22 protein-coding genes are annotated in these 25,508 nt (G+C 43.5%); all 22 read left to right on the top strand.

The window, feature by feature from the left end:
• Positions 1-21: 21 nt before the first annotated feature.
• A complete protein-coding gene (gene dxr, locus NSS75_RS09180; RefSeq protein WP_044155869.1) occupies positions 22-1,173 on the top strand; it encodes a 1-deoxy-D-xylulose-5-phosphate reductoisomerase in 1,152 nt (383 codons plus the stop codon).
• Between the two features lie 6 nt (positions 1,174-1,179).
• Positions 1,180-2,448 (top strand): RIP metalloprotease RseP, encoded by a 1,269-nt coding sequence (gene rseP / locus NSS75_RS09185; RefSeq protein ID WP_081638303.1) that lies wholly within the window; start codon positions 1,180-1,182, stop codon positions 2,446-2,448.
• Positions 2,449-2,480: 32 nt separating this feature from the next.
• Positions 2,481-4,175: a proline--tRNA ligase gene (gene proS / locus NSS75_RS09190; protein ID WP_024121425.1), complete on the top strand. Its 1,695-nt coding sequence runs from the start codon at positions 2,481-2,483 to the stop codon at positions 4,173-4,175.
• Between the two features lie 107 nt (positions 4,176-4,282).
• Positions 4,283-8,596 carry a PolC-type DNA polymerase III gene (locus NSS75_RS09195; protein ID WP_024121426.1) on the top strand — a complete coding sequence of 1,438 codons (4,314 nt, stop codon included), beginning with the start codon at positions 4,283-4,285 and terminating at the stop codon, positions 8,594-8,596.
• Positions 8,597-8,928: 332 nt separating this feature from the next.
• A complete protein-coding gene (gene rimP / locus NSS75_RS09200; RefSeq protein WP_024121427.1) occupies positions 8,929-9,399 on the top strand; it encodes a ribosome maturation factor RimP in 471 nt (156 codons plus the stop codon).
• Positions 9,400-9,432: 33 nt separating this feature from the next.
• Entirely contained in the window at positions 9,433-10,551 is a 1,119-nt protein-coding gene (nusA, locus tag NSS75_RS09205; protein ID WP_095713844.1) for a transcription termination factor NusA, read from the top strand.
• A gap of 13 nt (positions 10,552-10,564) precedes the next feature.
• The gene (gene rulR / locus NSS75_RS09210) at positions 10,565-10,840 is read left to right on the top strand and encodes a glucose-induced regulator RulR (RefSeq protein WP_010334283.1); all 276 of its coding nucleotides are present in this window, start codon (positions 10,565-10,567) and stop codon (positions 10,838-10,840) included.
• Position 10,841: 1 nt separating this feature from the next.
• The gene (locus tag NSS75_RS09215) at positions 10,842-11,144 is read left to right on the top strand and encodes a YlxQ family RNA-binding protein (RefSeq protein ID WP_024121429.1); all 303 of its coding nucleotides are present in this window, start codon (positions 10,842-10,844) and stop codon (positions 11,142-11,144) included.
• A 19-nt stretch (positions 11,145-11,163) separates the two neighbouring features.
• On the top strand, positions 11,164-13,314 hold the full coding sequence (infB, locus tag NSS75_RS09220) for a translation initiation factor IF-2 (RefSeq protein WP_024121430.1): 2,151 nt from the start codon (positions 11,164-11,166) through the stop codon (positions 13,312-13,314).
• Positions 13,311-13,589: a DUF503 domain-containing protein gene (locus NSS75_RS09225; protein ID WP_003220950.1), complete on the top strand. Its 279-nt coding sequence runs from the start codon at positions 13,311-13,313 to the stop codon at positions 13,587-13,589. Before infB ends, NSS75_RS09225 begins: the two co-directional genes overlap by 4 nt.
• Positions 13,590-13,605: 16 nt before the next feature.
• The gene (gene rbfA, locus NSS75_RS09230; RefSeq protein WP_010334286.1) at positions 13,606-13,959 is read left to right on the top strand and encodes a 30S ribosome-binding factor RbfA; all 354 of its coding nucleotides are present in this window, start codon (positions 13,606-13,608) and stop codon (positions 13,957-13,959) included.
• A gap of 84 nt (positions 13,960-14,043) precedes the next feature.
• The gene (truB, locus tag NSS75_RS09235; RefSeq protein WP_339237090.1) at positions 14,044-14,973 is read left to right on the top strand and encodes a tRNA pseudouridine(55) synthase TruB; all 930 of its coding nucleotides are present in this window, start codon (positions 14,044-14,046) and stop codon (positions 14,971-14,973) included.
• An 18-nt stretch (positions 14,974-14,991) separates the two neighbouring features.
• Positions 14,992-15,942 (top strand): bifunctional riboflavin kinase/FAD synthetase, encoded by a 951-nt coding sequence (gene ribF / locus NSS75_RS09240; RefSeq protein ID WP_326365550.1) that lies wholly within the window; start codon positions 14,992-14,994, stop codon positions 15,940-15,942.
• A gap of 156 nt (positions 15,943-16,098) precedes the next feature.
• Positions 16,099-16,368, top strand: a complete 270-nt coding sequence (gene rpsO / locus NSS75_RS09245) for a 30S ribosomal protein S15 (RefSeq protein ID WP_003154182.1) — start codon at positions 16,099-16,101, stop codon at positions 16,366-16,368.
• Positions 16,369-16,541: 173 nt separating this feature from the next.
• Entirely contained in the window at positions 16,542-18,659 is a 2,118-nt protein-coding gene (pnp, locus tag NSS75_RS09250) for a polyribonucleotide nucleotidyltransferase (RefSeq protein WP_188323737.1), read from the top strand.
• Positions 18,660-18,774: 115 nt separating this feature from the next.
• On the top strand, positions 18,775-19,734 hold the full coding sequence (locus NSS75_RS09255; RefSeq protein ID WP_024121435.1) for a polysaccharide deacetylase family protein: 960 nt from the start codon (positions 18,775-18,777) through the stop codon (positions 19,732-19,734).
• Positions 19,735-19,772: 38 nt separating this feature from the next.
• On the top strand, positions 19,773-21,002 hold the full coding sequence (locus tag NSS75_RS09260) for a pitrilysin family protein (protein WP_024121436.1): 1,230 nt from the start codon (positions 19,773-19,775) through the stop codon (positions 21,000-21,002).
• Positions 21,003-21,080: 78 nt separating this feature from the next.
• Positions 21,081-21,338, top strand: a complete 258-nt coding sequence (locus NSS75_RS09265; RefSeq protein WP_010334291.1) for a YlmC/YmxH family sporulation protein — start codon at positions 21,081-21,083, stop codon at positions 21,336-21,338.
• Between the two features lie 191 nt (positions 21,339-21,529).
• The gene (gene dpaA / locus NSS75_RS09270) at positions 21,530-22,423 is read left to right on the top strand and encodes a dipicolinic acid synthetase subunit A (protein WP_198097436.1); all 894 of its coding nucleotides are present in this window, start codon (positions 21,530-21,532) and stop codon (positions 22,421-22,423) included.
• A gap of 2 nt (positions 22,424-22,425) precedes the next feature.
• Positions 22,426-23,028, top strand: a complete 603-nt coding sequence (dpaB, locus tag NSS75_RS09275; RefSeq protein WP_101863323.1) for a dipicolinate synthase subunit B — start codon at positions 22,426-22,428, stop codon at positions 23,026-23,028.
• Positions 23,029-23,153: 125 nt separating this feature from the next.
• A complete protein-coding gene (gene asd / locus NSS75_RS09280) occupies positions 23,154-24,194 on the top strand; it encodes an aspartate-semialdehyde dehydrogenase (RefSeq protein ID WP_095713850.1) in 1,041 nt (346 codons plus the stop codon).
• Between the two features lie 91 nt (positions 24,195-24,285).
• The gene (gene dapG, locus NSS75_RS09285; protein ID WP_024121441.1) at positions 24,286-25,500 is read left to right on the top strand and encodes an aspartate kinase; all 1,215 of its coding nucleotides are present in this window, start codon (positions 24,286-24,288) and stop codon (positions 25,498-25,500) included.
• Positions 25,501-25,508 lie beyond the last annotated feature (8 nt).

Below are 25,508 nucleotides of genomic sequence, written 5' to 3' on the forward strand. Positions count from 1 at the left end.
AAGAATAGGAGTAGTGGCACTTTGAAAAATATTTGTCTTTTAGGAGCAACAGGATCAATCGGCGAACAGACTCTTGACGTATTGCGTACGCACCAAGACCAATTTCAGCTGGTATCTATGTCGTTCGGCAAAAATATTGATAAGGCCGTGCCGATGATAGAGGCCTTTCAGCCGAAGTTTGTATCTGTCGGTGATCTGGATACATATCACAAATTAAAACAAGTTTCTTTTTCATTTGATTGCCAGATCGGGCTTGGAGAAGAAGGCCTGATTGAAGCGGCAGTTATGGAGGAAGTCGATATTGTTGTCAATGCCTTGCTTGGAAGTGTCGGTCTCATCCCTACGTTAAAGGCGATCGAACAGAAAAAAACAATTGCGCTTGCAAATAAGGAAACTCTTGTCACTGCCGGGCATATAGTTAAAGAACATGCTAAGAAATACAATGTTCCGCTGCTGCCCGTTGACAGTGAGCATTCAGCCATTTTTCAAGCCCTACAAGGCGAACAGGCTAAAAACATTGATCGCCTTATCATTACGGCGTCCGGCGGAAGTTTTCGGGACAAGACGCGGGAGCAGCTCGAATCAGTTACAATTGAAGATGCATTACAGCACCCGAATTGGTCAATGGGTGCAAAAATTACAATTGATTCGGCTACAATGATGAATAAGGGATTAGAGGTGATTGAGGCGCATTGGCTTTTCGATATTCCATATGAACAAATCGATGTGGTCTTACATAAGGAGAGCATCATCCATTCCATGGTAGAGTTTCATGACAAAAGTGTGATTGCACAGCTCGGCACTCCTGATATGAGGGTTCCGATTCAATATGCGCTCACCTATCCCGACCGATTGCCATTGCCAGACGCCAAAAGGCTCGAGCTGTGGGAAATCGGCAGTCTTCATTTTGAGAAAGCTGACTTTGACAGGTTCCGCTGCTTACAATTTGCCTTTGAATCAGGTAAAATAGGGGGAACAATGCCGACTGTGCTAAACGCGGCAAATGAAGTGGCTGTCGCCGCCTTTTTAGCGGGCAAGATATCGTTTTTAGCGATTGAAGACTGTATCGAAAAGGCATTAAACCGCCATCAGGTTATTCAAAAGCCTAGCTTGGCAGACATTCAGGAAGTGGACAAAGATACCCGGGGATACGTCAATTCAATACTCACATAAGGTGGTATGTTCGTGAATACAGTTATAGCGTTTATCATTATTTTCGGAACGCTCGTTTTCTTCCATGAACTGGGCCATTTGTTGTTAGCCCAAAGAGCGGGAATTTTGTGCCGTGAATTTGCGATCGGCTTTGGTCCAAAAATCTTTTCATTCAAAAAAAATGAAACGGTGTATACGATCAGACTTCTCCCGGTCGGCGGGTTTGTCCGCATGGCCGGCGAAGATCCGGAAATGATTGAGGTGAAACCCGGCTACACGATCGGGCTTCTTTTTAACAAAGAGGATCAGGTTGAAAAAGTCATCATCAATCAAAAGGAAAAATACCCGGATGCTTTAATTATCGAGGTGGAAACGGCGGACCTAGAGCATGACATGAAGATCACCGGCTATGAACAGGGGAAAGAGGATGAGCTTTCCAGCTTTAGTGTGAGTGAAACCTCCTTTTTCATTGTAGACGGAGAAGAAGTTCAGATCGCGCCGTATAACCGCCAGTTTGGTTCCAAACCTGTGTGGCAGCGAATTAAGGCGATTGCCGCAGGTCCGATTATGAATTTCATATTGGCTTATGTCATTTTAGTGATGCTTGGGCTGATTCAGGGTGTTCCGTCAAATGAGCCTATGCTTGGACAACTGACAGACAACGGACGGGCAGCCGAAGCAGGGCTAAAAGAAGGAGATTACATTCAAAGCATTAACGGAGAGAAGATGAGGTCCTGGACCGACATTGTCTCTGCGGTAAAAGAAAACCCGGAAAAAGAAATTGACGTTGAGGTAAAAAGAGATAACAAAACGCTCCACATTTCAGTTACTCCGGAAGCCGTTAAAGATGAGAACAAAAAAACAATCGGCCGCTTTGGTTCTTACGCGCCAACTGAGAAAGGCGTTCTCTCAGCAGTTGCTTATGGTGCAACATCAACTGTTGATGTTACAAAAGCGATATTAACAAATCTCAGTAAATTAGTGACAGGACAATTTAAAATTGATATGCTTTCAGGTCCTGTCGGCATATACGATATGACAGACCAAGTGGCAAAAACGGGAATCATTAATTTATTCCAGTTTGCTGCATTTTTAAGTATTAACCTTGGTATCGTCAACCTGCTTCCGATTCCGGCTCTTGACGGCGGAAGACTATTGTTTCTATTTATAGAAGCCATTCGGGGCAAACCGATCAACAGAGAAAAAGAAGCCTTTGTGGTGTTTATCGGAGTCGCTTTCCTAATGCTTCTTATGCTGGTCGTTACATGGAACGATATCCAGCGGCTGTTTTTGTAAATGAAAAGTAAATCAATCAGAGGTGCGAAGAAATGAGACAAAGCTTGACGCTTATTCCTACGCTCCGTGAAGTTCCAGCTGATGCCGAAGCGAAAAGTCATCAGCTTCTTCTAAGAGCAGGATTTATCAGACAGAATACGAGCGGGGTATACAGCTATATGCCTCTTGCGTATAAGGTTATTCAAAACATTCAGCAGATCGTCCGTGAGGAAATGGAAAAAATCGACGCTGTAGAAATGCTTATGCCCGCGCTGCAGCAGGCTGAGACATGGCAGGAATCAGGCAGATGGTATACGTACGGTCCTGAACTGATGAGACTTCAAGACCGTCACGGCCGTGAATTTGCTTTAGGGGCAACGCATGAAGAAGTGATCACTTCACTCGTTCGCGATGAGGTTAAATCCTATAAGCGTCTCCCTCTGACTCTGTACCAAATCCAGTCTAAATTCAGGGATGAAAAACGCCCGCGCTTCGGTTTGTTAAGAGGCCGCGAATTCATTATGAAGGATGCTTATTCTTTCCATGCTTCTGAAGAGAGCTTGGATGAAACATATCAAAAAATGTACAATGCGTATTCTAATGTTTTCGCCCGCTGCGGCATTAATGTAAGACCTGTTATCGCTGACTCAGGTGCCATGGGTGGAAAAGATACACATGAGTTTATGGCACTTTCTGAAATCGGAGAGGATACCATTGCGTACTCTGATGAATCACAATATGCAGCCAATATCGAAATGGCTGAAGTTCTTTATCAGGAAGTCACTTCAAATGAAGAGCCTATCGCTTTAGAAAAAGTGCACACTCCTAATGTGAAAACGATCGATGAGCTGACTGCATTTTTACAGGTTTCAGCTGAAGCCTGCATTAAATCGGTATTGTTTAAAGCGGATGACCGTTTTGTTCTGGTGCTTGTAAGAGGGGATCACGAAGTGAATGATATTAAAGTGAAGAATCTCCTGCATGCAGAGGTTATGGAACTTGCTTCTCATGAAGAGGTCGTTCAGCAGCTTGGAACAGAGCCTGGTTTTGTCGGACCTATCGGTGTGAATCAAGAGATTGACGTCTATGCAGATTTCGCTGTTAAAGCAATGGTTAATGCTGTTGCCGGTGCGAATGAAGGAGATTATCATTATAAAAATGTCAACGTAACCCGCGATGCGCAAATTAAAGAATTTGCCGATCTTCGCTTTATTAAGGAAGGCGACCCGTCACCAGACGGCAAAGGCACGATCCGTTTTGCAGAAGGAATCGAAGTCGGACAAGTCTTTAAGCTTGGAACTCGTTATTCTGAAGCGATGAATGCGACATATTTAGATGAAAACGGACGAGCACAGCCAATGCTGATGGGCTGTTACGGAATCGGTGTTTCCAGAACCCTTTCTGCTATTGCTGAACAGCATCACGACGAAAAAGGCTTAATATGGCCAAAAAGCGTCGCGCCGTATGATCTTCATATTCTTGCACTGAATATCAAAAACGATGCGCAAAAAGAATTGGCTGAAAAGCTGTACGCTGATTTAAAGGCGAAAGGCTATGAAGTGCTGTATGACGATCGTGCGGAACGCGCCGGCGTAAAATTTGCTGACTCGGATCTAATCGGTCTTCCAATCCGTATTACTGTCGGCAAACGGGCTGATGAAGGAATTGTGGAAGTGAAAATCCGCAAAACAGGTGAGTCAACAGAAGTTTCTGTTGATGAGTTATCTGGTTTTATCAGCAAGCAGTAAACACCATAACGATTTATCAAAAAACATGTTAAAATAGAAATAATAGAAGGTACCTCATTGCCTGAGGTACCTTCACTTATGATGTTTTTAGGGGGGATACTGTCTTAATGGAACAGTTATCAGTAAACAGAAGGCAGTTTCAAATTCTTCTGCAGCAGATTAATATGACAGATGATACCTTCATGACATACTTTGAAGATGGCGAAATTAAAAAGCTGACGATACACAAAGCATCTAAATCTTGGCATTTTCATTTTAAATTTAAATCTTTGCTGCCTTATCAAATATATGACATGTTAACCATGAGGCTGACGCAATCGTTTGCCCATATTGCAAAAGTGACGTCTTCAATCGAAGTGCATGATGCCGAGGTTGATGAAGGCCTCGTGCAGGATTACTGGACACGCTGCATTGAAGAGCTGCAAGGCATTTCACCGCCGATTATCAGTCTCTTAAGCCAGCAAAAACCAAAGCTGAAAGGCAACAAACTGATTGTCAAAACAAAAACGGATACAGAAGCATCTGCTCTTAAGAACAAATACAGTGCGATGATTCAAGCGGGATACCGTCAATTTGGGTTTCCGGATTTTCAGCTTGATGCTGAAATATTTGTATCTGATCAAGAAGTGCAAAAGTTTCGGGAACAAAAGCTAGCTGAAGATCAAGAACGGGCGATGCAGGCTTTAATTGAAATGGAGAAGAAAGATAAAGAAAGTGATGAAGATCAAGCTCCTTCAGGGCCTCTTGTTATCGGCTATCAAATTAAAGATAACGAGGAAATCAGAACACTTGACAGCATAATGGACGAGGAACGGAGAATTACGGTTCAGGGTTATGTGTTTGATGTGGAAACCAGAGAACTGAAAAGCGGGCGCACGCTGTGCATCTTCAAAATTACTGACTACACAAATAGTATCTTAATTAAAATGTTTGCAAGAGAAAAAGAAGATGCGGCCTTGATGAAGTCTCTGAAAAAGGGCATGTGGGTAAAAGCGCGCGGAAGCATTCAAAACGACACCTTTGTCCGAGATCTGGTCATGATTGCAAACGATGTAAATGAGATAAAAGCAAAAAACCGTGAAGACACGGCGCCTGAAGGAGAAAAAAGGGTAGAATTGCATCTGCATTCCCCAATGAGCCAAATGGATGCTGTAACAGGCATCGGAAAGCTTGTTGAACAGGCGAAAAAATGGGGGCATGAGGCGATCGCTTTGACTGACCATGCTGTCGTTCAATCCTTCCCAGATGCGTATTCTGCTGCCCAAAAACATGGAATTAAAATGATTTACGGAATGGAAGCAAATATCGTGGATGACGGGGTGCCGATTGCTTATAATCCCGCACACCGTTTGCTTGATGAAGAAACATATGTCGTTTTTGACGTCGAAACAACCGGACTTTCCGCTGTGTATGATACGATTATTGAACTGGCGGCTGTAAAAGTGAAAGGCGGGGAGATCATTGATAAGTTTGAGTCATTTGCCAACCCGCATCGTCCGCTTTCGGCGACAATCATTGAACTGACAGGCATCACTGATGATATGCTGGTCGACGCGCCGGATGTAATAGACGTGATAAGAGATTTCAGAGAATGGATTGGCGATGATATTCTCGTCGCCCATAATGCAAGCTTCGATATGGGATTTTTAAACGTTGCTTTCAAAAAACTTCTCCAAGTTGAAAAAGCAAAAAATCCTGTCATTGATACACTGGAGCTCGGCCGTTTTCTTTATCCGGAATTTAAGAATCACCGTCTGAACACGCTGTGTAAAAAGTTTAACATTGAACTTACACAGCACCACCGCGCGATCTACGATACCGAGGCAACCGCTTATTTGCTTTTGAAAATGCTGGAGGATGCTGCTGAAAAGGGCATTCAGTATCATGACCAGCTGAATGAAAATATGGGTCAGTCCAACGCTTATCAAAGGTCAAGACCGTATCATGCAACAGTGCTGGCGGTGAACAGCACAGGCTTGAAAAACTTATTTAAGCTCGTTTCACTTTCCCATATTCATTATTTTTACAGAGTGCCGCGTATTCCAAGATCTCAGCTTGAGAAATACAGGGAAGGCCTTCTGATCGGTTCAGCTTGCGACAGAGGAGAGGTTTTTGAAGGCATGATGCAAAAGTCGCCGGAAGAGGTGGAGGATGTTGCGTCATTCTACGATTATCTCGAGGTTCAACCGCCTGAGGTGTACCGCCACTTGCTTGAGCTAGAACTGGTTCGCGATGAAAAATCGCTGAAAGAAATCATTACGAATATCACCAAACTCGGTGAAAAGCTTAATAAACCTGTTGTCGCAACAGGAAATGTTCATTATTTGAATGATGAGGACAAAATTTACAGAAAGATTTTAGTATCCTCTCAGGGCGGCGCGAATCCGCTGAACAGACACGAACTCCCGAAAGTGCATTTCAGAACGACAGATGAAATGCTTGAAGCCTTTTCCTTCTTAGGAGAAGAAAAAGCGAAGGAAATCGTTGTCACCAACACACAAAAGGTTGCGTCTTTAATTGAAGACATCAAGCCGATTAAAGATGATTTATATACGCCGAAAATCGAAGGCGCTGATGAAGAGATCAGAGAAATGAGCTATCAGCGTGCACGTAGCATTTACGGAGAGCAGCTCCCTGAAATCGTTGAAGCGCGTATTGAAAAAGAACTGAAAAGTATCATCGGCCACGGCTTTGCTGTTATTTATTTGATCTCTCATAAACTCGTAAAGAGATCTCTCGATGACGGGTATCTGGTAGGGTCACGGGGATCGGTAGGTTCTTCATTAGTTGCGACACTTACTGAGATTACAGAGGTGAACCCGCTGCCACCGCACTATATATGTGCTGAATGCCAGCATTCTGAGTTCTTTAATGACGGATCTGTCGGTTCAGGTTTTGACCTGCCTGACAAAATGTGTCCTCATTGCGGAACGCCTTTGAAAAAAGACGGGCACGATATTCCGTTTGAAACGTTCCTAGGATTTAAAGGGGATAAAGTACCTGATATCGATTTGAACTTCTCAGGGGAATATCAGCCGCAGGCCCACAATTATACAAAAGTATTGTTCGGAGAAGACAACGTATATCGTGCAGGAACGATCGGCACGGTTGCAGAAAAAACAGCCTACGGTTACGTAAAAGGCTATGCCGGCGACAATAATCTCCATATGCGCGGCGCCGAAATCGACCGGCTTGTGCAAGGCTGTACAGGTGTAAAACGGACGACCGGACAGCACCCTGGCGGTATTATCGTAGTTCCGGATTATATGGATATTTATGATTTCTCTCCGATTCAGTTTCCGGCAGATGCGACAGGTTCTGAATGGAAAACGACTCATTTTGACTTCCATTCTATTCATGACAACCTGCTGAAGCTTGATATTCTGGGGCACGATGACCCGACGGTAATCCGTATGCTTCAAGATTTAAGCGGAATTGATCCGAAAACGATTCCGACAGATGACCCTGAAGTAATGAAAATCTTTCAAGGAACCGAATCACTCGGTGTCACACAGGAACAGATTGGATGTAAAACGGGCACTCTGGGTATTCCTGAATTCGGAACCCGCTTTGTCCGGCAAATGCTTGAAGACACAAAGCCGACAACGTTTTCTGAGCTCGTTCAGATTTCAGGGCTGTCTCACGGAACAGATGTATGGCTCGGCAATGCGCAAGAGCTCATTCACAATAATATTTGTGAGCTGAGTGAGGTGATCGGCTGCCGTGATGACATTATGGTTTATTTAATCTATCAAGGGCTCGAGCCGTCACTGGCGTTTAAAATTATGGAATTTGTCCGTAAAGGAAAAGGTTTAACGCCTGAATGGGAAGAAGAAATGAAAAATAACAATGTACCAGACTGGTATATCGATTCCTGCAAAAAGATTAAATACATGTTCCCGAAAGCCCACGCCGCGGCTTATGTATTAATGGCGGTCCGTATTGCTTACTTTAAAGTGCATCACGCGCTTCTGTATTATGCGGCTTATTTTACGGTTCGTGCAGACGACTTTGATATTGATACAATGATCAAAGGCTCCACAGCAATCAAAGCTGTAATGGAGGATATCAACTCCAAAGGGCTTGATGCGTCGCCGAAGGAAAAAAACCTTCTCACAGTATTAGAATTAGCGCTGGAAATGTGTGAAAGAGGCTATTCATTCCAAAAAGTCGATTTATACCGCTCCAGCGCAACGGAATTTATTATTGACGGCAACAGCCTGATCCCGCCGTTTAATTCTATTCCTGGATTAGGTACGAACGCCGCTCTAAATATTGTAAAGGCCCGTGAAGAAGGAGAATTTCTCTCAAAAGAAGATTTGCAAAAGAGAGGGAAAGTATCAAAAACGATTTTAGAGTATTTAGATCGTCACGGCTGTTTGGAGTCATTGCCGGATCAAAACCAATTATCGCTGTTTTAGCATATAAAAGCCGAATTTCTTAAGAAATTCGGCTTTTATGCATACATGAGCGGCAAAAGTGCAATCGTATGAGTAGAGCCCCTGTGATCAGCTTAACAGCGTAAAGGTAACGTATATCCATTTGCAATAAAAATATGGTTATGGTATAGTTTTATTGGAAATGCTAACGATTACCGAGGCAAAGAGTGGGGAAACCCGCTCTTTTGTATTGAACAAGACAATTTTGTCTCGACATGTTCATCGTTTACTTTAAAGCCCCTGCTCTTTTGAAGCAGGGTTTTTATGCAGAGTGACGAGACGAATATGATATCGACAGCACAAGGAGGAAGAACATGAGCAAAAAAGTGACTGACACCGTTCAAGAAATGGCTCAGCCAATCGTAGACAGCCTTCAGCTCGAACTCGTTGACATTGAATTTGTCAAAGAGGGTCAAAGCTGGTTCCTTCGCGTGTTTATTGATTCCGATGACGGTGTGGATATTGAGGAATGTGCCAAAGTAAGCGAAGCTCTAAGCGAGAAGCTTGATGAGGCAGACCCAATCAGCCAAAATTACTTTCTTGAGGTTTCATCCCCGGGAGCTGAGCGTCCATTAAAGAAAAAAGCCGATTTCGAAAAATCACTTGGGAAAAATGTATACATTAAGACCTATGAGCCGATTGACGGCGTAAAAGTGTTTGAAGGACAGCTGGCTGAATTCGATGGACAAACAGTGACAGTTGAGATGACAATCAAAACAAGAAAGAAACGGATCGATATTCCGTATGAAAAAATAGCTAACGCAAGATTAGCTGTAACATTCTAATGAATACAAGTTTTAAGGGGGGAGACCGTTAACATGAGCAGTGAATTATTAGATGCTCTCACCATTCTTGAAAAAGAAAAAGGCATCAGCAAAGAAATTATCATTGAAGCAATCGAAGCTGCTTTAATTTCTGCTTATAAGCGAAATTTTAATCAGGCGCAGAATGTACGGGTGGATTTGAACCGTGAAACAGGTACAATCCGTGTATTCGCAAGAAAAGATGTCGTTGATGAGGTATACGATCAAAGACTGGAGATCTCAATCGAAGAGGCGCAAAGCATCCACCCGGAATATATGGTAGGCGATGTTGTAGAGATTGAAGTAACGCCTAAGGATTTCGGACGCATTGCGGCCCAAACAGCGAAGCAGGTCGTGACACAGCGTGTGCGCGAAGCTGAACGCGGTGTGATCTATTCTGAGTTTATTGACCGTGAAGAAGACATCATGACTGGTATTGTCCAGCGCCTGGACAATAAATTTATCTATGTGTCTTTGGGCAAAATTGAAGCCTTGCTGCCGGTTAATGAACAAATGCCAAATGAAAGCTATAAGCCTCATGACCGCATTAAGGTTTATATCACAAAAGTAGAAAAAACGACGAAAGGCCCGCAGATTTATGTGTCAAGAACACACCCAGGCCTCTTGAAGCGTTTATTTGAAATCGAAGTGCCGGAAATTTATGATGGAACTGTAGAGCTGAAATCTGTTGCCAGAGAAGCAGGCGACCGTTCGAAAATTTCTGTTCGCACTGATGATCCTGATGTGGATCCGGTGGGCTCTTGCGTCGGTCCTAAAGGCCAGCGTGTACAGGCGATTGTCAATGAATTAAAAGGTGAAAAAATTGACATTGTCAACTGGTCGAATGATCCTGTAGAATTTGTCGCGAATGCGCTCAGCCCTTCGAAAGTGCTGGATGTCATCGTGAATGAAGAAGAAAAAGCGACAACTGTTATTGTTCCTGATTACCAGCTGTCTCTGGCGATTGGCAAAAGAGGGCAAAACGCACGCTTAGCTGCTAAATTGACAGGCTGGAAGATTGATATTAAGAGCGAAACAGACGCAAGAGAGCTTGGAATCTATCCGAGAGAACTTGAAGAAGACGACGAAGAGCCGCTCTTTACGGAGCCTGAAATTGCTGAATCGGATGAATAAGAGGTGACCTTAGGTGAATAAACACAAAAAGATCCCGTTACGCAAGTGTGTAGTGACTGGAGAAATGAAGCCTAAAAAGGAACTAATCCGAGTTGTACGTTCAAAAGAAGGCGAAATCTCAGTAGATCCGACCGGGAAAAAGAACGGGCGGGGTGCTTATTTAACGCTGGATAAAGAGTGCATCTTAGCAGCAAAAAAGAAAAACACTTTGCAAAATCAATTTCAATCACAAATCGATGACCAGATTTTCGAAGAATTGCTGGAACTGGCGGAAAAGGTGAAAAAATAAAATGTCTGGAATGGAATGGTTTCCCTTGCTGGGTCTGGCCAATCGAGCTCGTAAGGTCGTGTCAGGCGAGGACTTGGTTATTAAAGAAATCAGGAATGCGCGTGCGAAGCTTGTCCTGCTTACAGAGGATGCATCATCTAACACAGCAAAGAAAGTAACCGACAAGTGCAATTATTATAAAGTTCCTTATAAAAAAGTCGCGGATCGCGCGATTCTTGGACGCTCTATCGGTAAAGAATCCCGTGTCGTTGTCGCCGTCACTGACCAAGGTTTTGCGAATAAGCTGATCAGCTTGCTCGATTAATATTTTTGGGGGTGAACGAATGGCTAAAATGAGAGTATACGAATATGCAAAAGCGTTAAATGTTTCAAGTAAGGAAATTTTGACCGCACTGAAGAACATGGATTTAGAAGTGAATAATCATATGGCCATGCTTGAAGAAAAGGCCATTAAACAGCTTGATGCCAAATTTAAAAAAGGCGGCGCAGCCGTTAAATCTCAAAAGCCTGCGGAAACGAACAAAAACAAACAGCCGCAAGGGGTAAATCAGCAGTCTGCTGGAAATCAACCAAATAAAATTCGAGACGGAAAGAAGAATGACGTGCAGAATAATCAATTTAACAAAAACAAGAAGAATAACAACAACAAAAAAAATAAACGCAACAATAACAACAACAGAAACCAACATCAGCAAAAGCCTGTGAAGCCGAAAAAAGAGCTTCCTGAAAAAATTACGTTCTCAGGCACTTTAACAGTCGGCGCACTGGCTGAAGAGCTTGGCAAAGAGCCTTCTGAACTCATCAAAAAACTGATGCTTCTTGGTGTTATGGCGACCATTAACCAAGAGCTCGATAAAGACACAATCGAGCTGATTGCATCAGAATACGGTGTTGAAACTGAAGAAGTTATTGTCCTTGAAGAAACTGAATTAGAGAAATACGAAGAGCCTGACAAAGAAGAGGATCTTGAAATTCGTCCTCCTGTCGTTACAATCATGGGTCACGTTGACCATGGGAAAACAACGCTTCTTGACAGCATCCGTAAAACAAAGGTTGTTGAAGGAGAAGCTGGCGGAATCACTCAGCATATCGGAGCCTACCAAATCGAAGAAAACGGCAAGAAAATCACTTTCTTGGATACCCCGGGTCACGCCGCATTTACAACAATGCGTGCACGCGGTGCGGAAGTAACCGATATTACGATCTTGGTTGTAGCTGCGGATGACGGTGTAATGCCGCAAACAGTAGAGGCGATCAACCACGCGAAAGCGGCAGAAGTACCGATCATCGTTGCTGTGAATAAAGTTGATAAAGAAGCTGCAAACCCTGACCGTGTGATGCAAGAACTGACAGAATACGGACTTGTGCCTGAAGCTTGGGGCGGAGAAACGATTTTTGTTCCGCTTTCCGCTTTAACTGGAAAAGGCATTGATGAACTCGTTGAAATGATTTTGCTTGTCAGTGAGGTAGAGGAACTGAAAGCGAACCCGAACCGCCAGGCAAAAGGAACTGTTATTGAAGCCGAACTTGATAAAGGCAGAGGGTCAGTTGCGACATTGCTCGTACAGACTGGAACACTGCATGTCGGTGATCCGATCGTAGTCGGCAATACATTTGGCCGTGTCCGTGCAATGGTCAATGATATTGGTCGCCGTGTGAAAACAGCGGGACCGTCTACTCCGGTTGAAATTACCGGTCTAAATGACGTGCCTCAAGCGGGAGATCAATTCCTTGTCTTTAAAGATGAAAAAACAGCTCGTTCTGTTGGAGAAGCCCGTGCTTCCAAACAGCTTGAAGAGCAGCGCAGCGATAAAGCAAAGCTGAGTCTTGACGACTTATTCGAGCAAATTAAACAAGGTGATGTAAAAGACATCAACCTCATCGTAAAAGCTGACGTTCAAGGATCTGCCGAAGCTTTAACAGCCGCACTTCAAAAAATTGAAGTTGAAGGCGTTAAAGTGAAAATCATCCACACAGGCGTTGGTGCAATCACAGAATCTGACATTATTTTAGCATCTGCTTCCAATGCAATTGTTATCGGGTTTAATGTGAGACCGGACGGTAATGCTAAGAGTACGGCTGAAGCTGAAAACGTAGATATTCGTCTTCACCGTATTATTTACAAAGTAATCGACGAGATTGAAGCAGCTATGAAAGGTATGCTTGATCCTGAATATGAAGAAAAAGTAATTGGTCAAGTAGAAGTCCGCCAAACATTTAAAGTGTCTAAAATCGGTACGATTGCCGGAGGATATGTTACTGAAGGAACGATTACGCGCGACAGCGGCCTCCGTTTAATTCGTGACGGCGTCGTAATCTTCGAAGGTGAAGTGGACGTTCTGAAACGCTTTAAAGACGATGTGAAAGAAGTTTCACAAGGCTACGAATGTGGTATAACGATTAAGAAATACAATGACATTCGTGAAGGTGACATCCTTGAAGCGTATGTCATGCAAGAAATTGAAAGAACGTGATCGGATTTGCGGAATGTGAATGCATCATTTATGATGCAGGATCGTTAAAAGAAAAGCGCGCCGTTCTGAAGCGGATCTTAACCAGGGTTCAAAATAAGTTCAATGTTTCGATTTCGGAGATTGGCTATCAGGACACATGGCAAAGAACCAGCTTTGGAATTGCCGCTGTTTCTTCCTCTCGCGTTCAGACAGAAAAAGAGTTGCAGCGTGTTCTTGCGTTTATCGACTCTTTTCCTGAAATTGAACGGACGATCACTAGAACAGAGTGGTTTTAACTTAGAGGTGATTGAATTGAGTATGAGAGCAAACCGTGTCGGCGAGCAAATGAAAAAAGAACTCGGTGATATTATCAGCCGAAAGCTGAAGGATCCGAGAATTGGTTTTCTGACAGTAACGGATGTACGTGTATCAGGTGATTTACAAATTGCAAAGGTGTATATTTCCGTTCTCGGAGACGAGAAAAAACGGGAGGAAGCACTGAAAGGGCTTGCTAAGGCGAAAGGGTTTATTCGCTCTGAAATCGGCAGCCGCATCAGACTTCGTAAAACGCCTGAAATTGAATTTGAGTTCGATGAATCAATTGATTACGGAAATCGAATCGAAACATTGATTCACCAATTGAATTCAGAGAACCCGTCTGAATAACAAATGAAGAGGATAGGCGTTCGTCGTCTGTCCTCTTTTCTGCGTTTTGAAGAAAATCCTCACAACAGAAGGAGTGAAAGGCATATGGTTAACGGAGTTCTCCTTTTACATAAACCGGTCGGCATGACATCGCATGATTGTGTCATGAAGATCCGGAAGCTGCTAAAAACAAAAAAAGTCGGACATACGGGAACGCTTGATCCTGAGGTATCAGGTGTGCTTCCGATTTGTGTGGGCCGGGCTACAAAAATTGTCGAATATTTAACTGAGAAGTCTAAAACATATGATGCTGAAATTACGCTTGGTGTTTCAACGACGACAGAGGATCAAACCGGAGAAACCGTTGAAACAAAGCCAGTAGATCAAGCTGTTGATGAAGCAGAAGTAGAAAAGGTTTTAAACAGTTTAAAGGGACAACAAGAACAGATTCCCCCGATGTATTCCGCAGTAAAGGTAAACGGCAAAAAATTATATGAATATGCAAGAGCGGGACTTGAAGTAGAACGGCCAAAACGTCTTATTACCATTGAAGATATTGTGCTCACTACAGGGGTTAAACATAATGGAGAGACAGCGAGTTTCCGGTTTACAGTAACATGTTCAAAAGGAACCTATGTGCGGACACTGGCGGTTATGATTGGGGGAAAGCTCGGATATCCGGCTCATATGTCTCATTTGATCCGTACGGCATCCGGTGACTTTTCTCTTGATGAATGCTTTACGTTTGAAGAGCTGGAAGCTCAAGCCGAGTCCGGAACTGTAGCAGAGCATACAGTCTCTATTGAACGTGCGCTCAATCATTTGCCGAAATGGATCATAAGTGATACATTAGCTAAGAAAGTAGAAAATGGGGCCTTGCTTGAAACACCAGAACAATTCTCGGATCTGACAAGTGACGACCGTCTCGCAGTCTATACGGAATCCGGAAGCTGTCTGGCGATTTATTTCCCTCATCCTACAAAACACGGGCTGTTAAAGCCGGCAAAAGTATTGATGCAAAAAAGCGAACAATAGAAAAAAGGTGACCGTTCTGTGAAGACGATACATATTACACATCCGCATCATTTAATAAAAGAGGAGCAGCCAAAGTCTGTGATGGCGTTAGGTTATTTTGACGGCGTTCATTTAGGGCATCAAAAGGTAATCGGCACAGCTAAACAGATAGCTGAAGAAAAGGATCTGACATTAGCCGTGATGACCTTTCATCCCCATCCTTCCCATGTGCTGGGCAGGGATCAGGAACCAAAGGATCTGATTACCCCTCTTGAAGATAAAATCAGCCAAATTGAACAATTAGGCACGGAGATACTGTATGTCGTTAAATTCAATGAAATGTTTGCTTCTCTGACTCCTAAGCAGTTTGTTGATCAGTATATTTTAGGCCTTAATGTACAGCATGCAGTGGCAGGCTTTGATTTTACGTACGGAAAATACGGCAAAGGAACAATGGAAACGATGCCGGTTGATTTAGATGGAAAAGCTGATTGCACAATGGTGGAAAAATTGACGGAGCAGGATAAAAAAATCAGCTCCAGCTATATTCGGACTGCACTTCAAAACGGAGACGTTGAACTGGCCAATGTCTTGCTTGGACAGCCCTACTTTATTAAAGGAATTGTCATTCACGGAGATAAAAGAGGGCGGACAATCGGGTTTCCGACGGCCAATATCGGCTTGAATAACAGCTATATTGTCCCGCCGACCGGTGTATATGCCGTCAAGGCGGAAATAAACGGCGAGATTTACAATGGCGTTTGCAATATCGGCTATAAGCCGACGTTTTATGAAAAACGTCCGGAACAGCCTTCAATTGAGGTCAATTTATTTGATTTTGATCAAGAAGTATACGGAGCCGCTATAAAAATTGAATGGTATAAACGTATTCGGAGCGAGCGCAAGTTCAACGGCATTCAAGAATTAACAGAGCAAATTGAGAAAGATAAGCAGCAAGCGATCCGTTATTTCAGCAATTTGCGGAAATAACATGCAGCGCACACAAATTTTATTCTAAAATATTTGCATATAGGCTCGATTTTTAGTATGATAGTTTTCGTAGTCTTAAAACCTTTGCTTGGCAATCCGAAGTCACCGACGGTTGCTAGGTAACTGGGGCTAAATATTATTTGGAGGTGAAACAGGATGGCAATTACTCAAGAGCGTAAAAACCAACTCATCAGCGAGTTTAAAACACACGAATCTGATACTGGATCTCCAGAAGTTCAGATCGCTATCCTAACTGATTCAATTAACAACTTGAACGAGCATTTACGTACTCACAAGAAAGACCACCATTCACGTCGCGGTCTTCTTAAAATGGTAGGTAAGCGTCGTAATCTTCTTACGTATCTGCGTAATAAAGACGTAACTCGTTACCGTGAGTTAATTAACAAACTAGGCTTACGTCGATAATCGTAAAAAGCGGGAGGATTCCCGCTTTTTTATCGTATAAAAGCGAAAAATTTTTATAATCAATCATTGAAATCCTTTTACATACTACTTTGACATTGATATGTTCAATCCATTTCGTTCATAATAGGAGTAATTGATTATTTCACACAACGAAGAGAGGAGTTCGTAATCGTATGGGACAAGAAAAACATGTCTTTACCATAGATTGGGCCGGAAGAACGCTTACTGTTGAAACCGGCCAGCTTGCCAAACAGGCAAATGGTGCTGTTATGGTTCGCTACGGCGATACAGCAGTACTCAGTACAGCAACCGCTTCAAAAGAACCGAAACCGCTTGATTTCTTCCCGCTTACTGTAAACTACGAGGAAAGATTGTATGCGGTAGGTAAAATACCTGGCGGGTTTATTAAAAGAGAAGGACGTCCAAGTGAAAAAGCTGTTTTGGCGAGCCGTTTAATCGACCGTCCGATCCGGCCTTTGTTCGCCGATGGATTCCGTAATGAAGTTCAAGTCATCAGCATCGTCATGAGTGTTGATCAAGACTGCTCTTCAGAAATGGCTGCTATGTTCGGTTCATCGCTTGCACTTTCTGTATCAGACATCCCGTTTGAAGGACCGATTGCAGGGGTAACTGTCGGACGCATTGATAATCAATTTGTTATTAACCCGACGGTTGATCAGCTTGAGAAAAGTGATATCAATCTTGTCGTTGCCGGAACTAAAGATGCAATTAACATGGTGGAAGCAGGAGCAGACGAAGTTCCTGAGGAAACGATGCTAGAAGCGATTATGTTCGGCCATGATGAGATTAAACGCCTGATTGCATTCCAAGAAGAAATTGTCGCAGCTGTCGGCAAAGAAAAATCAGAAATTAAGCTTTATGAAATTGATGAAGAGCTGAGTGAAAAAGTAAAGGCTTTAGCAGAGCGAGATCTGCTGAAAGCAATCCAGGTTCATGAAAAGCATGCCCGCGAAGATGCCATTAATGAAGTAAAAAACACAGTTGTGGCAAAATTCGAGGATGATGAGCATGACGAGGAAACAATCAAACAAGTCAAACAGATTTTGTCCAAGCTTGTCAAAAATGAAGTGCGCCGCCTGATTACTGAAGAGAAAGTAAGACCTGACGGCCGCGGAGTCGATCAAATCCGCCCGCTTTCTTCTGAGGTTGGCCTCTTGCCGAGAACACACGGTTCCGGATTGTTCACAAGAGGACAGACCCAGGCTCTCAGCGTTTGTACGTTAGGTGCTCTCGGAGATGTGCAAATCCTTGATGGTTTAGGTGTTGAAGAATCGAAACGGTTTATGCATCATTACAACTTCCCGCAATTCAGCGTCGGGGAAACTGGACCGATGCGCGGACCGGGACGCCGTGAAATCGGACATGGAGCTCTTGGTGAGCGTGCGCTTGAGCCTGTTATTCCGTCTGAAAAAGACTTCCCTTATACTGTCCGTCTTGTATCTGAAGTGCTTGAATCAAACGGTTCTACTTCTCAGGCAAGTATCTGTGCAAGCACACTTGCGATGATGGATGCCGGTGTACCGATTAAAGCACCAGTCGCAGGTATTGCAATGGGACTTGTCAAATCAGGCGAACATTATACTGTTCTGACTGATATTCAAGGTATGGAAGATGCGCTTGGAGACATGGACTTTAAAGTTGCCGGAACTGCAAAGGGCGTAACGGCGCTGCAAATGGACATTAAAATTGAAGGCCTCTCCAGAGAGATTCTTGAAGAAGCGCTTCAGCAGGCGAAAAAAGGAAGAATGGAAATCCTCAACAGTATGCTTGCTACATTAAGCGAATCAAGAAAAGAGCTTTCTCAATATGCGCCTAAGATTTTAACAATGGCTATTAATCCTGATAAAATCCGCGATGTCATCGGACCTAGCGGAAAACAAATCAATAAAATCATCGAAGAGACCGGTGTTAAAATTGATATCGAGCAGGATGGCACAATCTTTATTTCGTCGACAGTTGAAAGCAGCAACCAAAAAGCGAAGAAAATCATCGAAGACCTCGTCAGAGAGGTTGAAGTCGGCCAGCTTTACTTAGGTAAAGTGAAACGAATTGAAAAGTTCGGCGCTTTCGTTGAAATTTTCAGCGGAAAAGACGGTTTGGTGCACATTTCAGAGCTTGCGCTTGAGCGCGTAGGAAAAGTTGAAGATGTTGTCAAAATCGGAGACGAGATTCTTGTGAAGGTTACTGAAATCGATAAGCAAGGACGGGTCAACTTGTCTCGTAAAGCTGTGCTCCGTGAAGAGAAAGAAAAAGAAGAACAAAAATCTTAAATGAAAACATAAAAGGAGCCTGGGAGACCCGGCTTCTTTATTTTGACGCTTTAAAAAGCAAGCGGGTTCTACCTTGTCCTTCTCCTTCATAATGTGAGGTGAGGGGGGACAGAACATGTACAAAAAATTTGTACCGTTTGCCGTTTTTCTATTTCTTTTTTTTGTTTCTTTCGAGATGATGAAAAATCCGCACACACTTGATTATATAGGGGCAATGAAACAAGATACGGTGACCGTCTCGGCGTCCAAAGACCCGCTATATGAAGAATTGCTTCAAAAGGCGCCAGATTATGAAGTAAAGCCTCAGAATGCAAGAATAGACAAGGTGTGGAAAAGCATTCCCGGTTACAATGGTTTAAAGGTCAATATTGAAAAATCATATAAAAAAATGAAAAAGCACGGTGAGTTTCGGGAAAACGATTTAGTGTACAGTCAAGTAAAACCAAGCGTTCATCTTGAGTCTCTTCAGCCAGAGCCTATTTACAAAGGGAATCCGGAAAAACCGATGGTGGCTTTTTTAATTAATGTGGCATGGGGAAACGAATATTTGGAAAGAATGCTCCCTGTCCTTCAAAAGCATAACGTGAAGGCTACGTTTTTTCTGGAAGGCAATTGGGTGAAAAACAATGAACAGCTGGCTAAAAAGATTGCGGAAAAAGGACATGAAATCGGAAATCATTCATACAATCATCCGGATATGAGCAAACTGACTACAGGAAGAATTTCCGAACAGCTCGACAAGACGAATGAGCAAATAGAAAAAACGCTCGGCGTCAAGCCGAAATGGTTCGCTCCGCCAAGCGGGAGTTTCAGGAAAGCGGTTGTTGACATTGCAGCTGAGAAACATATGGGAACGGTGATGTGGACGGTTGATACAATCGACTGGCAAAAACCGGCTCCGTCTGCACTTCAAACCCGGGTGTTAAGCAAGATACATAATGGTGCCATGATTTTAATGCATCCGACCGATCCCACGGCGGAAAGTCTTGAAGCGCTGATTACAAAGATAAAAGATAAAGGATATGCGCTTGGAACAGTCACTGAACTAATGGATGAAACAAGACTGTTGAAGTAACAGGGCAGGCAGCTAGTCTTTGAATAGGAGGAACAAATTTGATTAAACGATATACGTGTCAAAATGGTGTAAGAGTTGTGCTTGAAAATAACCCGACAGTCCGTTCTGTTGCGATCGGCGTTTGGATTGGTACAGGCTCGCGGCACGAAACGCCGGAGATAAATGGGATTTCCCACTTTTTGGAGCATATGTTCTTCAAAGGGACGAGCACAAGATCTGCACGTGAGATAGCAGAATCTTTTGATCGTATTGGCGGTCAGGTTAATGCGTTTACCTCAAAGGAATATACCTGCTATTATGCAAAAGTGCTTGATGAACATGCGAATTACGCCCTTGACGTATTAGCAGATATGTTCTTTCATTCAACTTTTGATGAAAACGAGCTGAAAAAAGAAAAAAATGTAGTTTACGAAGAAATAAAAATGTATGAAGACGCGCCCGATGATATTGTTCATGATTTACTGAGTAAAGCCACGTACGGGAATCATTCTTTAGGCTATCCGATTCTAGGCACAGAAGAAACGCTTGATTCCTTTAACGGCGACTCTCTCAGACAGTACATGCATGATTATTATACGCCGGACCGTGTCGTTATTTCTGTAGCGGGTAATATTTCAGAAAGCTTTATAAAAGATGTAGAAAAATGGTTCGGATCATATGAGGCAAAAGGCAAAGCGACAGGTCTACAGAAGCCCGGATTCCATACAGAAAAACTCACAAGAAAAAAAGAAACAGAACAAGCCCATTTATGCCTGGGATTTAAAGGGCTGGAAGTCGGTCATGAAAAAATTTATGATTTGATCGTCCTTAATAATGTGCTCGGAGGCAGCATGAGCAGCCGTCTGTTCCAAGATGTTCGTGAAGATAAAGGGCTCGCTTATTCTGTTTACAGCTATCACAGCTCATATGAGGACAGCGGCATGCTCACCATTTATGGCGGAACAGGTGCAAATCAGCTTCAGCAGCTGTCAGAAACCATTCAAGAAACCCTTGCAACATTAAAGCGCGACGGCATAACGCCGAAAGAGCTGGAAAACAGTAAGGAGCAAATGAAGGGAAGCTTGATGCTGAGCTTAGAAAGCACGAACAGCAAAATGAGCCGAAATGGTAAAAATGAACTGCTGCTCGGAAAACACAAAACATTAGACGAAATTATTAATGAATTAAATGCTGTAAACTTAGAACGTGTCAACGGTCTTGCCAGACAAATGTTTACGAATGACTATTCTCTGGCTCTTATCAGCCCCTCTGGCAATATGCCGTCATAAATCTGAAATGCCTGCCCTGAAACGGAGCAGGCATTTTTTTATCCTTTTGATCATACATAGTACAAGGGGGTGACAGAGATGCGGCTCAGTGAATTATCCGGGAAGGAAATTGTCGACATCAAAAGAGCTGAACGGCTGGGAGTACTGGGTCAGACCGATTTAGAAATCAATGAACAGGATGGTCAGATCACAGCGCTCCTCATTCCGACAGTCAAATGGTTTGGTTTGAGAAAACACGGTCAAGACATTCGTGTCCCCTGGAATCATATTCAAAAGATCGGATCAGATATGATCATTTTAGATGTCCCTGAGGAAATTTCTCCTCACCAAGAGTAACTATAGAAAAGGCCCAACTCTGCAGGTTATGGGCTTTCATGAAAACATCCAAACATCGGCTGAGTCAGCCGATGTTTTTTTGTGTGAAAAAAGCGTATGTTTTAATTCACCGCTATTTCCTTTTGATCATAAGATGAAGGGGAGCTTAACAGCTAGGGATCCAGTATATACAAAGAAGGTGAACGTTTAACATGTTAACCGGATTGAAAATTGCAGTTATCGGCGGTGACGCAAGACAGCTCGAAATTATTAGAAAGCTCACTGAACAGCAGACTGACATCTATCTCGTCGGTTTTGACCAATTGGATCACGGTTTTACCGGAGCTGTAAAATGCAACATTGATGAAATTCCTTATCAGCAAATAGACAGTATCATTCTTCCTGTGTCTGCGACAACAGGAGAAGGTGTCGTATCAACCGTATTTTCAAATGAAGAAGTTGTTTTAAAACAGGAGCACCTTGACCAAACGCCTGCACACTGTGTCATTTTCTCAGGAATTTCTAACGCCTATTTAGAAAACATTGCAGCTCAAGCAAACAGAAAACTTGTTAAGCTGTTTGAGCGGGATGACATTGCGATATACAATTCTATTCCGACAGTAGAAGGAACCATCATGCTGGCCATTCAGCATACAGATTATACGATACACGGATCTCAGGTGGCGGTTCTCGGGCTGGGACGCACCGGAATGACGATCGCCCGTACATTTGCCGCGCTTGGAGCGAAGGTAAAGGTCGGGGCAAGAAGTTCAGCGCATCTGGCGCGCATCACCGAAATGGGGCTCGTTCCGTTTCACACTGATGAACTCAAAGAGCATGTCAAAGATATAGATATTTGTATTAATACCATACCGAGCATGATTTTGAATCAAACTGTGCTTTCTCGCATGACACCGAAAACCTTAATATTGGATCTGGCTTCACGACCCGGCGGAACCGATTTTAAATATGCTGAAAAACAAGGGATTAAGGCACTCCTTGCCCCTGGTTTGCCGGGGATTGTCGCTCCTAAAACAGCAGGGCAGATCCTCGCCAATGTCTTGAGCAAGCTTTTGGCTGAACTACATGCTGAGGAGGGGAAATAAGAATGTCGTCACTAAAAGGGAAAAGAATCGGATTTGGACTGACCGGCTCGCATTGCACATATGAAGCGGTGTTTCCGCAAATTGAGACGCTAGTCAATGAAGGAGCGGAAGTCCGGCCGATTGTCACATTTACTGTAAAATCGACTGATACACGCTTTGGAGAAGGAGCGGAATGGGTTAAAAAGATTGAAGACCTTACCGGATATGAGGCAATTGATTCAATTGTAAAGGCTGAACCCCTCGGGCCAAAGCTTCCGCTGGACTGCATGGTAATTGCGCCTTTAACCGGAAATTCAATGAGCAAGCTCGCCAACGCCATGACAGACAGCCCTGTACTGATGGCTGCAAAAGCAACAATCAGAAACAATCGGCCGGTCGTTCTCGGTATATCAACAAATGACGCTCTCGGTTTAAACGGCACAAACCTAATGAGGCTCATGTCTACCAAAAATATCTTCTTTATTCCATTTGGGCAAGACGATCCCTTCAAAAAACCGAATTCAATGGTTGCCAAAATGGATCTGCTTCCTCAAACCGTTGAAAAGGCGCTGATGCATCAGCAGCTTCAGCCAATTCTCGTTGATAATTATCAGGGAAATGACTAAATATACAGAAAATCTTTCCCAAACAAAAAATTTCGGTCATCACCCGCATATTCTATGGTAAAATAAAACGTAAAATTATAGTCAAATCAATTCAATGAAGCTGATTGGCGGAAGGAGTTTTACAGATGGGAAGAGGTTTACACGTAGCTGTTGTCGGAGCGACAGGAGCTGTAGGACAACAAATGCTTAAAACACTTGAAGACAGAAATTTTGAAATGGACACACTTACATTGCTATCTTCAAAACGCTCTGCGGGTACCCAAGTCACATTTAAAGGCCAAGAGCTGACTGTTCAGGAAGCTTCTCCTGAGAGCTTTGAAGGGGTAAATATTGCTTTGTTTAGCGCTGGCGGAAGCGTATCACAGGCATTGGCACCAGAAGCTGTAAAACGCGGCGCTATTGTTATAGATAATACAAGTGCGTTCCGTATGGACGAAAATACACCGCTTGTTGTGCCTGAAGTTAACGAGGCAGACTTGCACGAACACAACGGCATTATTGCCAACCCTAACTGCTCTACAATTCAAATGGTGGCTGCGCTGGAACCGATCCGCAAAGCTTACGGCTTAAACAAAGTTATCGTATCAACTTACCAAGCGGTATCAGGAGCGGGAAATGAAGCTGTAAAAGAGCTGTACAGCCAAACAGAGGCGATTTTGAACAACGAAGAAATCAAACCAGAGATTATGCCTGTAAAAGGGGATAAAAAACACTATCAAATCGCTTTCAATGCGATTCCGCAAATTGATAAATTCCAAGATAACGGCTATACGTTTGAGGAAATGAAAATGATAAATGAAACAAAAAAAATCATGCACATGCCTGAGCTTCAAGTAGCGGCTACATGTGTGAGACTTCCGATTGAAACCGGCCATTCAGAGTCCGTTTACATCGAGGTAGACCGAGATGGCGCTACTGTGGAAGATATTAAAAACCTATTAAAAGAAGCTCCTGGCATTACACTTCAGGACGACCCGAGCCAGCAGCTTTATCCGATGCCTGCCGATGCAGTCGGCAAAAACGATGTGTTTGTAGGCCGTATCCGCAAAGACTTGGACAGAGCAAACGGTTTTCATTTATGGGTAGTTTCTGATAACCTATTAAAAGGCGCGGCATGGAACTCTGTTCAAATTGCAGAAAGCCTGAAAAAACTAAACCTCGTATAAAAGAAAGAATTTCCCAAAGACGAATAGAAGAGAGTAAGGCGCAAATAGCCTGCTCTCTTCTGTTACGTCCGAATAATTTGGAGTGAAAACAGTGAAGATAATTGTTCAGAAGTTTGGCGGGACATCTGTAAAAGATGACAAAGGCCGTAAACTGGCTTTAGAGCACATTAAAGAAGCAATCAGTGAAGGATATAAGGTTGTCGTTGTCGTTTCCGCGATGGGCCGGAAGGGTGATCCGTACGCAACAGACTCTCTGTTGGGACTGCTTTACGGCGATCAGTCTGCGATTTCCCCGAGAGAGCAGGATCTGCTTTTATCATGCGGAGAGACGATTTCTTCTGTCGTCTTTACGAGCATGCTGCTGGATAACGGTGTAAAAGCATCTGCGCTGACAGGGGCTCAGGCTGGGTTCTTAACGAATGATCAGCATACAAATGCGAAAATCCTTGAAATGAAACCGGAGCGTTTATTCAGTGTGCTTGCGAATCATGACGCAGTAGTCGTCGCAGGATTCCAAGGCGCTACTGAAAAGGGCGATACAACAACGATCGGAAGAGGGGGCAGCGATACGTCTGCAGCTGCACTTGGGGCGGCAATTGACGCTGAATACATCGATATTTTCACAGATGTTGAAGGTGTGATGACTGCTGATCCGAGAGTAGTGGAAAACGCGAAACCGCTTCCTGTGGTAACATATACAGAAATCTGCAACCTGGCGTACCAGGGAGCGAAAGTGATTCATCCGCGAGCTGTGGAGATTGCGATGCAGGCTAAGGTTCCGATTCGCGTCCGCTCAACATATTCCAAAGATAAAGGCACATTGGTGACATCACATCATTCTTCCAATGTCGGCAGTGATGTTTTTGAACGGCTGATTACCGGAATTGCCCATGTCAAAGATGTCACACAGTTCAAAGTGCCTTCAAAAATCGGTCAGTATAACGTTCAGACTGAAGTTTTTAAAGCGATGGCGAGTGCAGGAATCAGCGTTGATTTCTTTAACATTACACCTAGTGAAATCGTTTATACGGTGGCTGGGAACAAGACGGAAACAGCTCAGCGCATCTTAATGGATATGGGTTATGACCCGATGGTGACGAAAAACTGTGCAAAAGTTTCGGCGGTCGGTGCCGGTATCATGGGCGTCCCGGGTGTAACGTCTAAAATTGTGACAGCTCTATCAGAGAAAGAGATTCCTATTCTGCAGTCGGCGGACAGCCACACGACCATCTGGGTGCTTGTCCATGAAGAGGACATGGTTCCTGCTGTAAACGCTTTGCATGAAGTGTTTGAACTTTCTAAGTAAATGTGATT

The sequence above is a fragment of the Bacillus sp. FSL K6-1012 genome, assembly GCF_037964915.1.
In the GTDB taxonomy this organism is placed as follows: Bacteria; Bacillota; Bacilli; order Bacillales; family Bacillaceae; genus Bacillus; species Bacillus halotolerans.

Coding starts and splice junctions, on each gene's coding strand:
- asd (WP_095713850.1), top strand. CDS start 23,154: ATGGGAAGAGGTTTACACGTAGCTGTTGTCGGAGCGACAGGAGCTGTA.
- NSS75_RS09255 (WP_024121435.1), top strand. CDS start 18,775: ATGTACAAAAAATTTGTACCGTTTGCCGTTTTTCTATTTCTTTTTTTT.
- NSS75_RS09215 (WP_024121429.1), top strand. CDS start 10,842: ATGTCTGGAATGGAATGGTTTCCCTTGCTGGGTCTGGCCAATCGAGCT.
- nusA (WP_095713844.1), top strand. CDS start 9,433: ATGAGCAGTGAATTATTAGATGCTCTCACCATTCTTGAAAAAGAAAAA.
- infB (WP_024121430.1), top strand. CDS start 11,164: ATGGCTAAAATGAGAGTATACGAATATGCAAAAGCGTTAAATGTTTCA.
- NSS75_RS09265 (WP_010334291.1), top strand. CDS start 21,081: ATGCGGCTCAGTGAATTATCCGGGAAGGAAATTGTCGACATCAAAAGA.
- dpaB (WP_101863323.1), top strand. CDS start 22,426: ATGTCGTCACTAAAAGGGAAAAGAATCGGATTTGGACTGACCGGCTCG.
- truB (WP_339237090.1), top strand. CDS start 14,044: ATGGTTAACGGAGTTCTCCTTTTACATAAACCGGTCGGCATGACATCG.
- proS (WP_024121425.1), top strand. CDS start 2,481: ATGAGACAAAGCTTGACGCTTATTCCTACGCTCCGTGAAGTTCCAGCT.
- dpaA (WP_198097436.1), top strand. CDS start 21,530: ATGTTAACCGGATTGAAAATTGCAGTTATCGGCGGTGACGCAAGACAG.
- rpsO (WP_003154182.1), top strand. CDS start 16,099: ATGGCAATTACTCAAGAGCGTAAAAACCAACTCATCAGCGAGTTTAAA.
- pnp (WP_188323737.1), top strand. CDS start 16,542: ATGGGACAAGAAAAACATGTCTTTACCATAGATTGGGCCGGAAGAACG.
- NSS75_RS09195 (WP_024121426.1), top strand. CDS start 4,283: ATGGAACAGTTATCAGTAAACAGAAGGCAGTTTCAAATTCTTCTGCAG.
- rimP (WP_024121427.1), top strand. CDS start 8,929: ATGAGCAAAAAAGTGACTGACACCGTTCAAGAAATGGCTCAGCCAATC.
- rseP (WP_081638303.1), top strand. CDS start 1,180: ATGTTCGTGAATACAGTTATAGCGTTTATCATTATTTTCGGAACGCTC.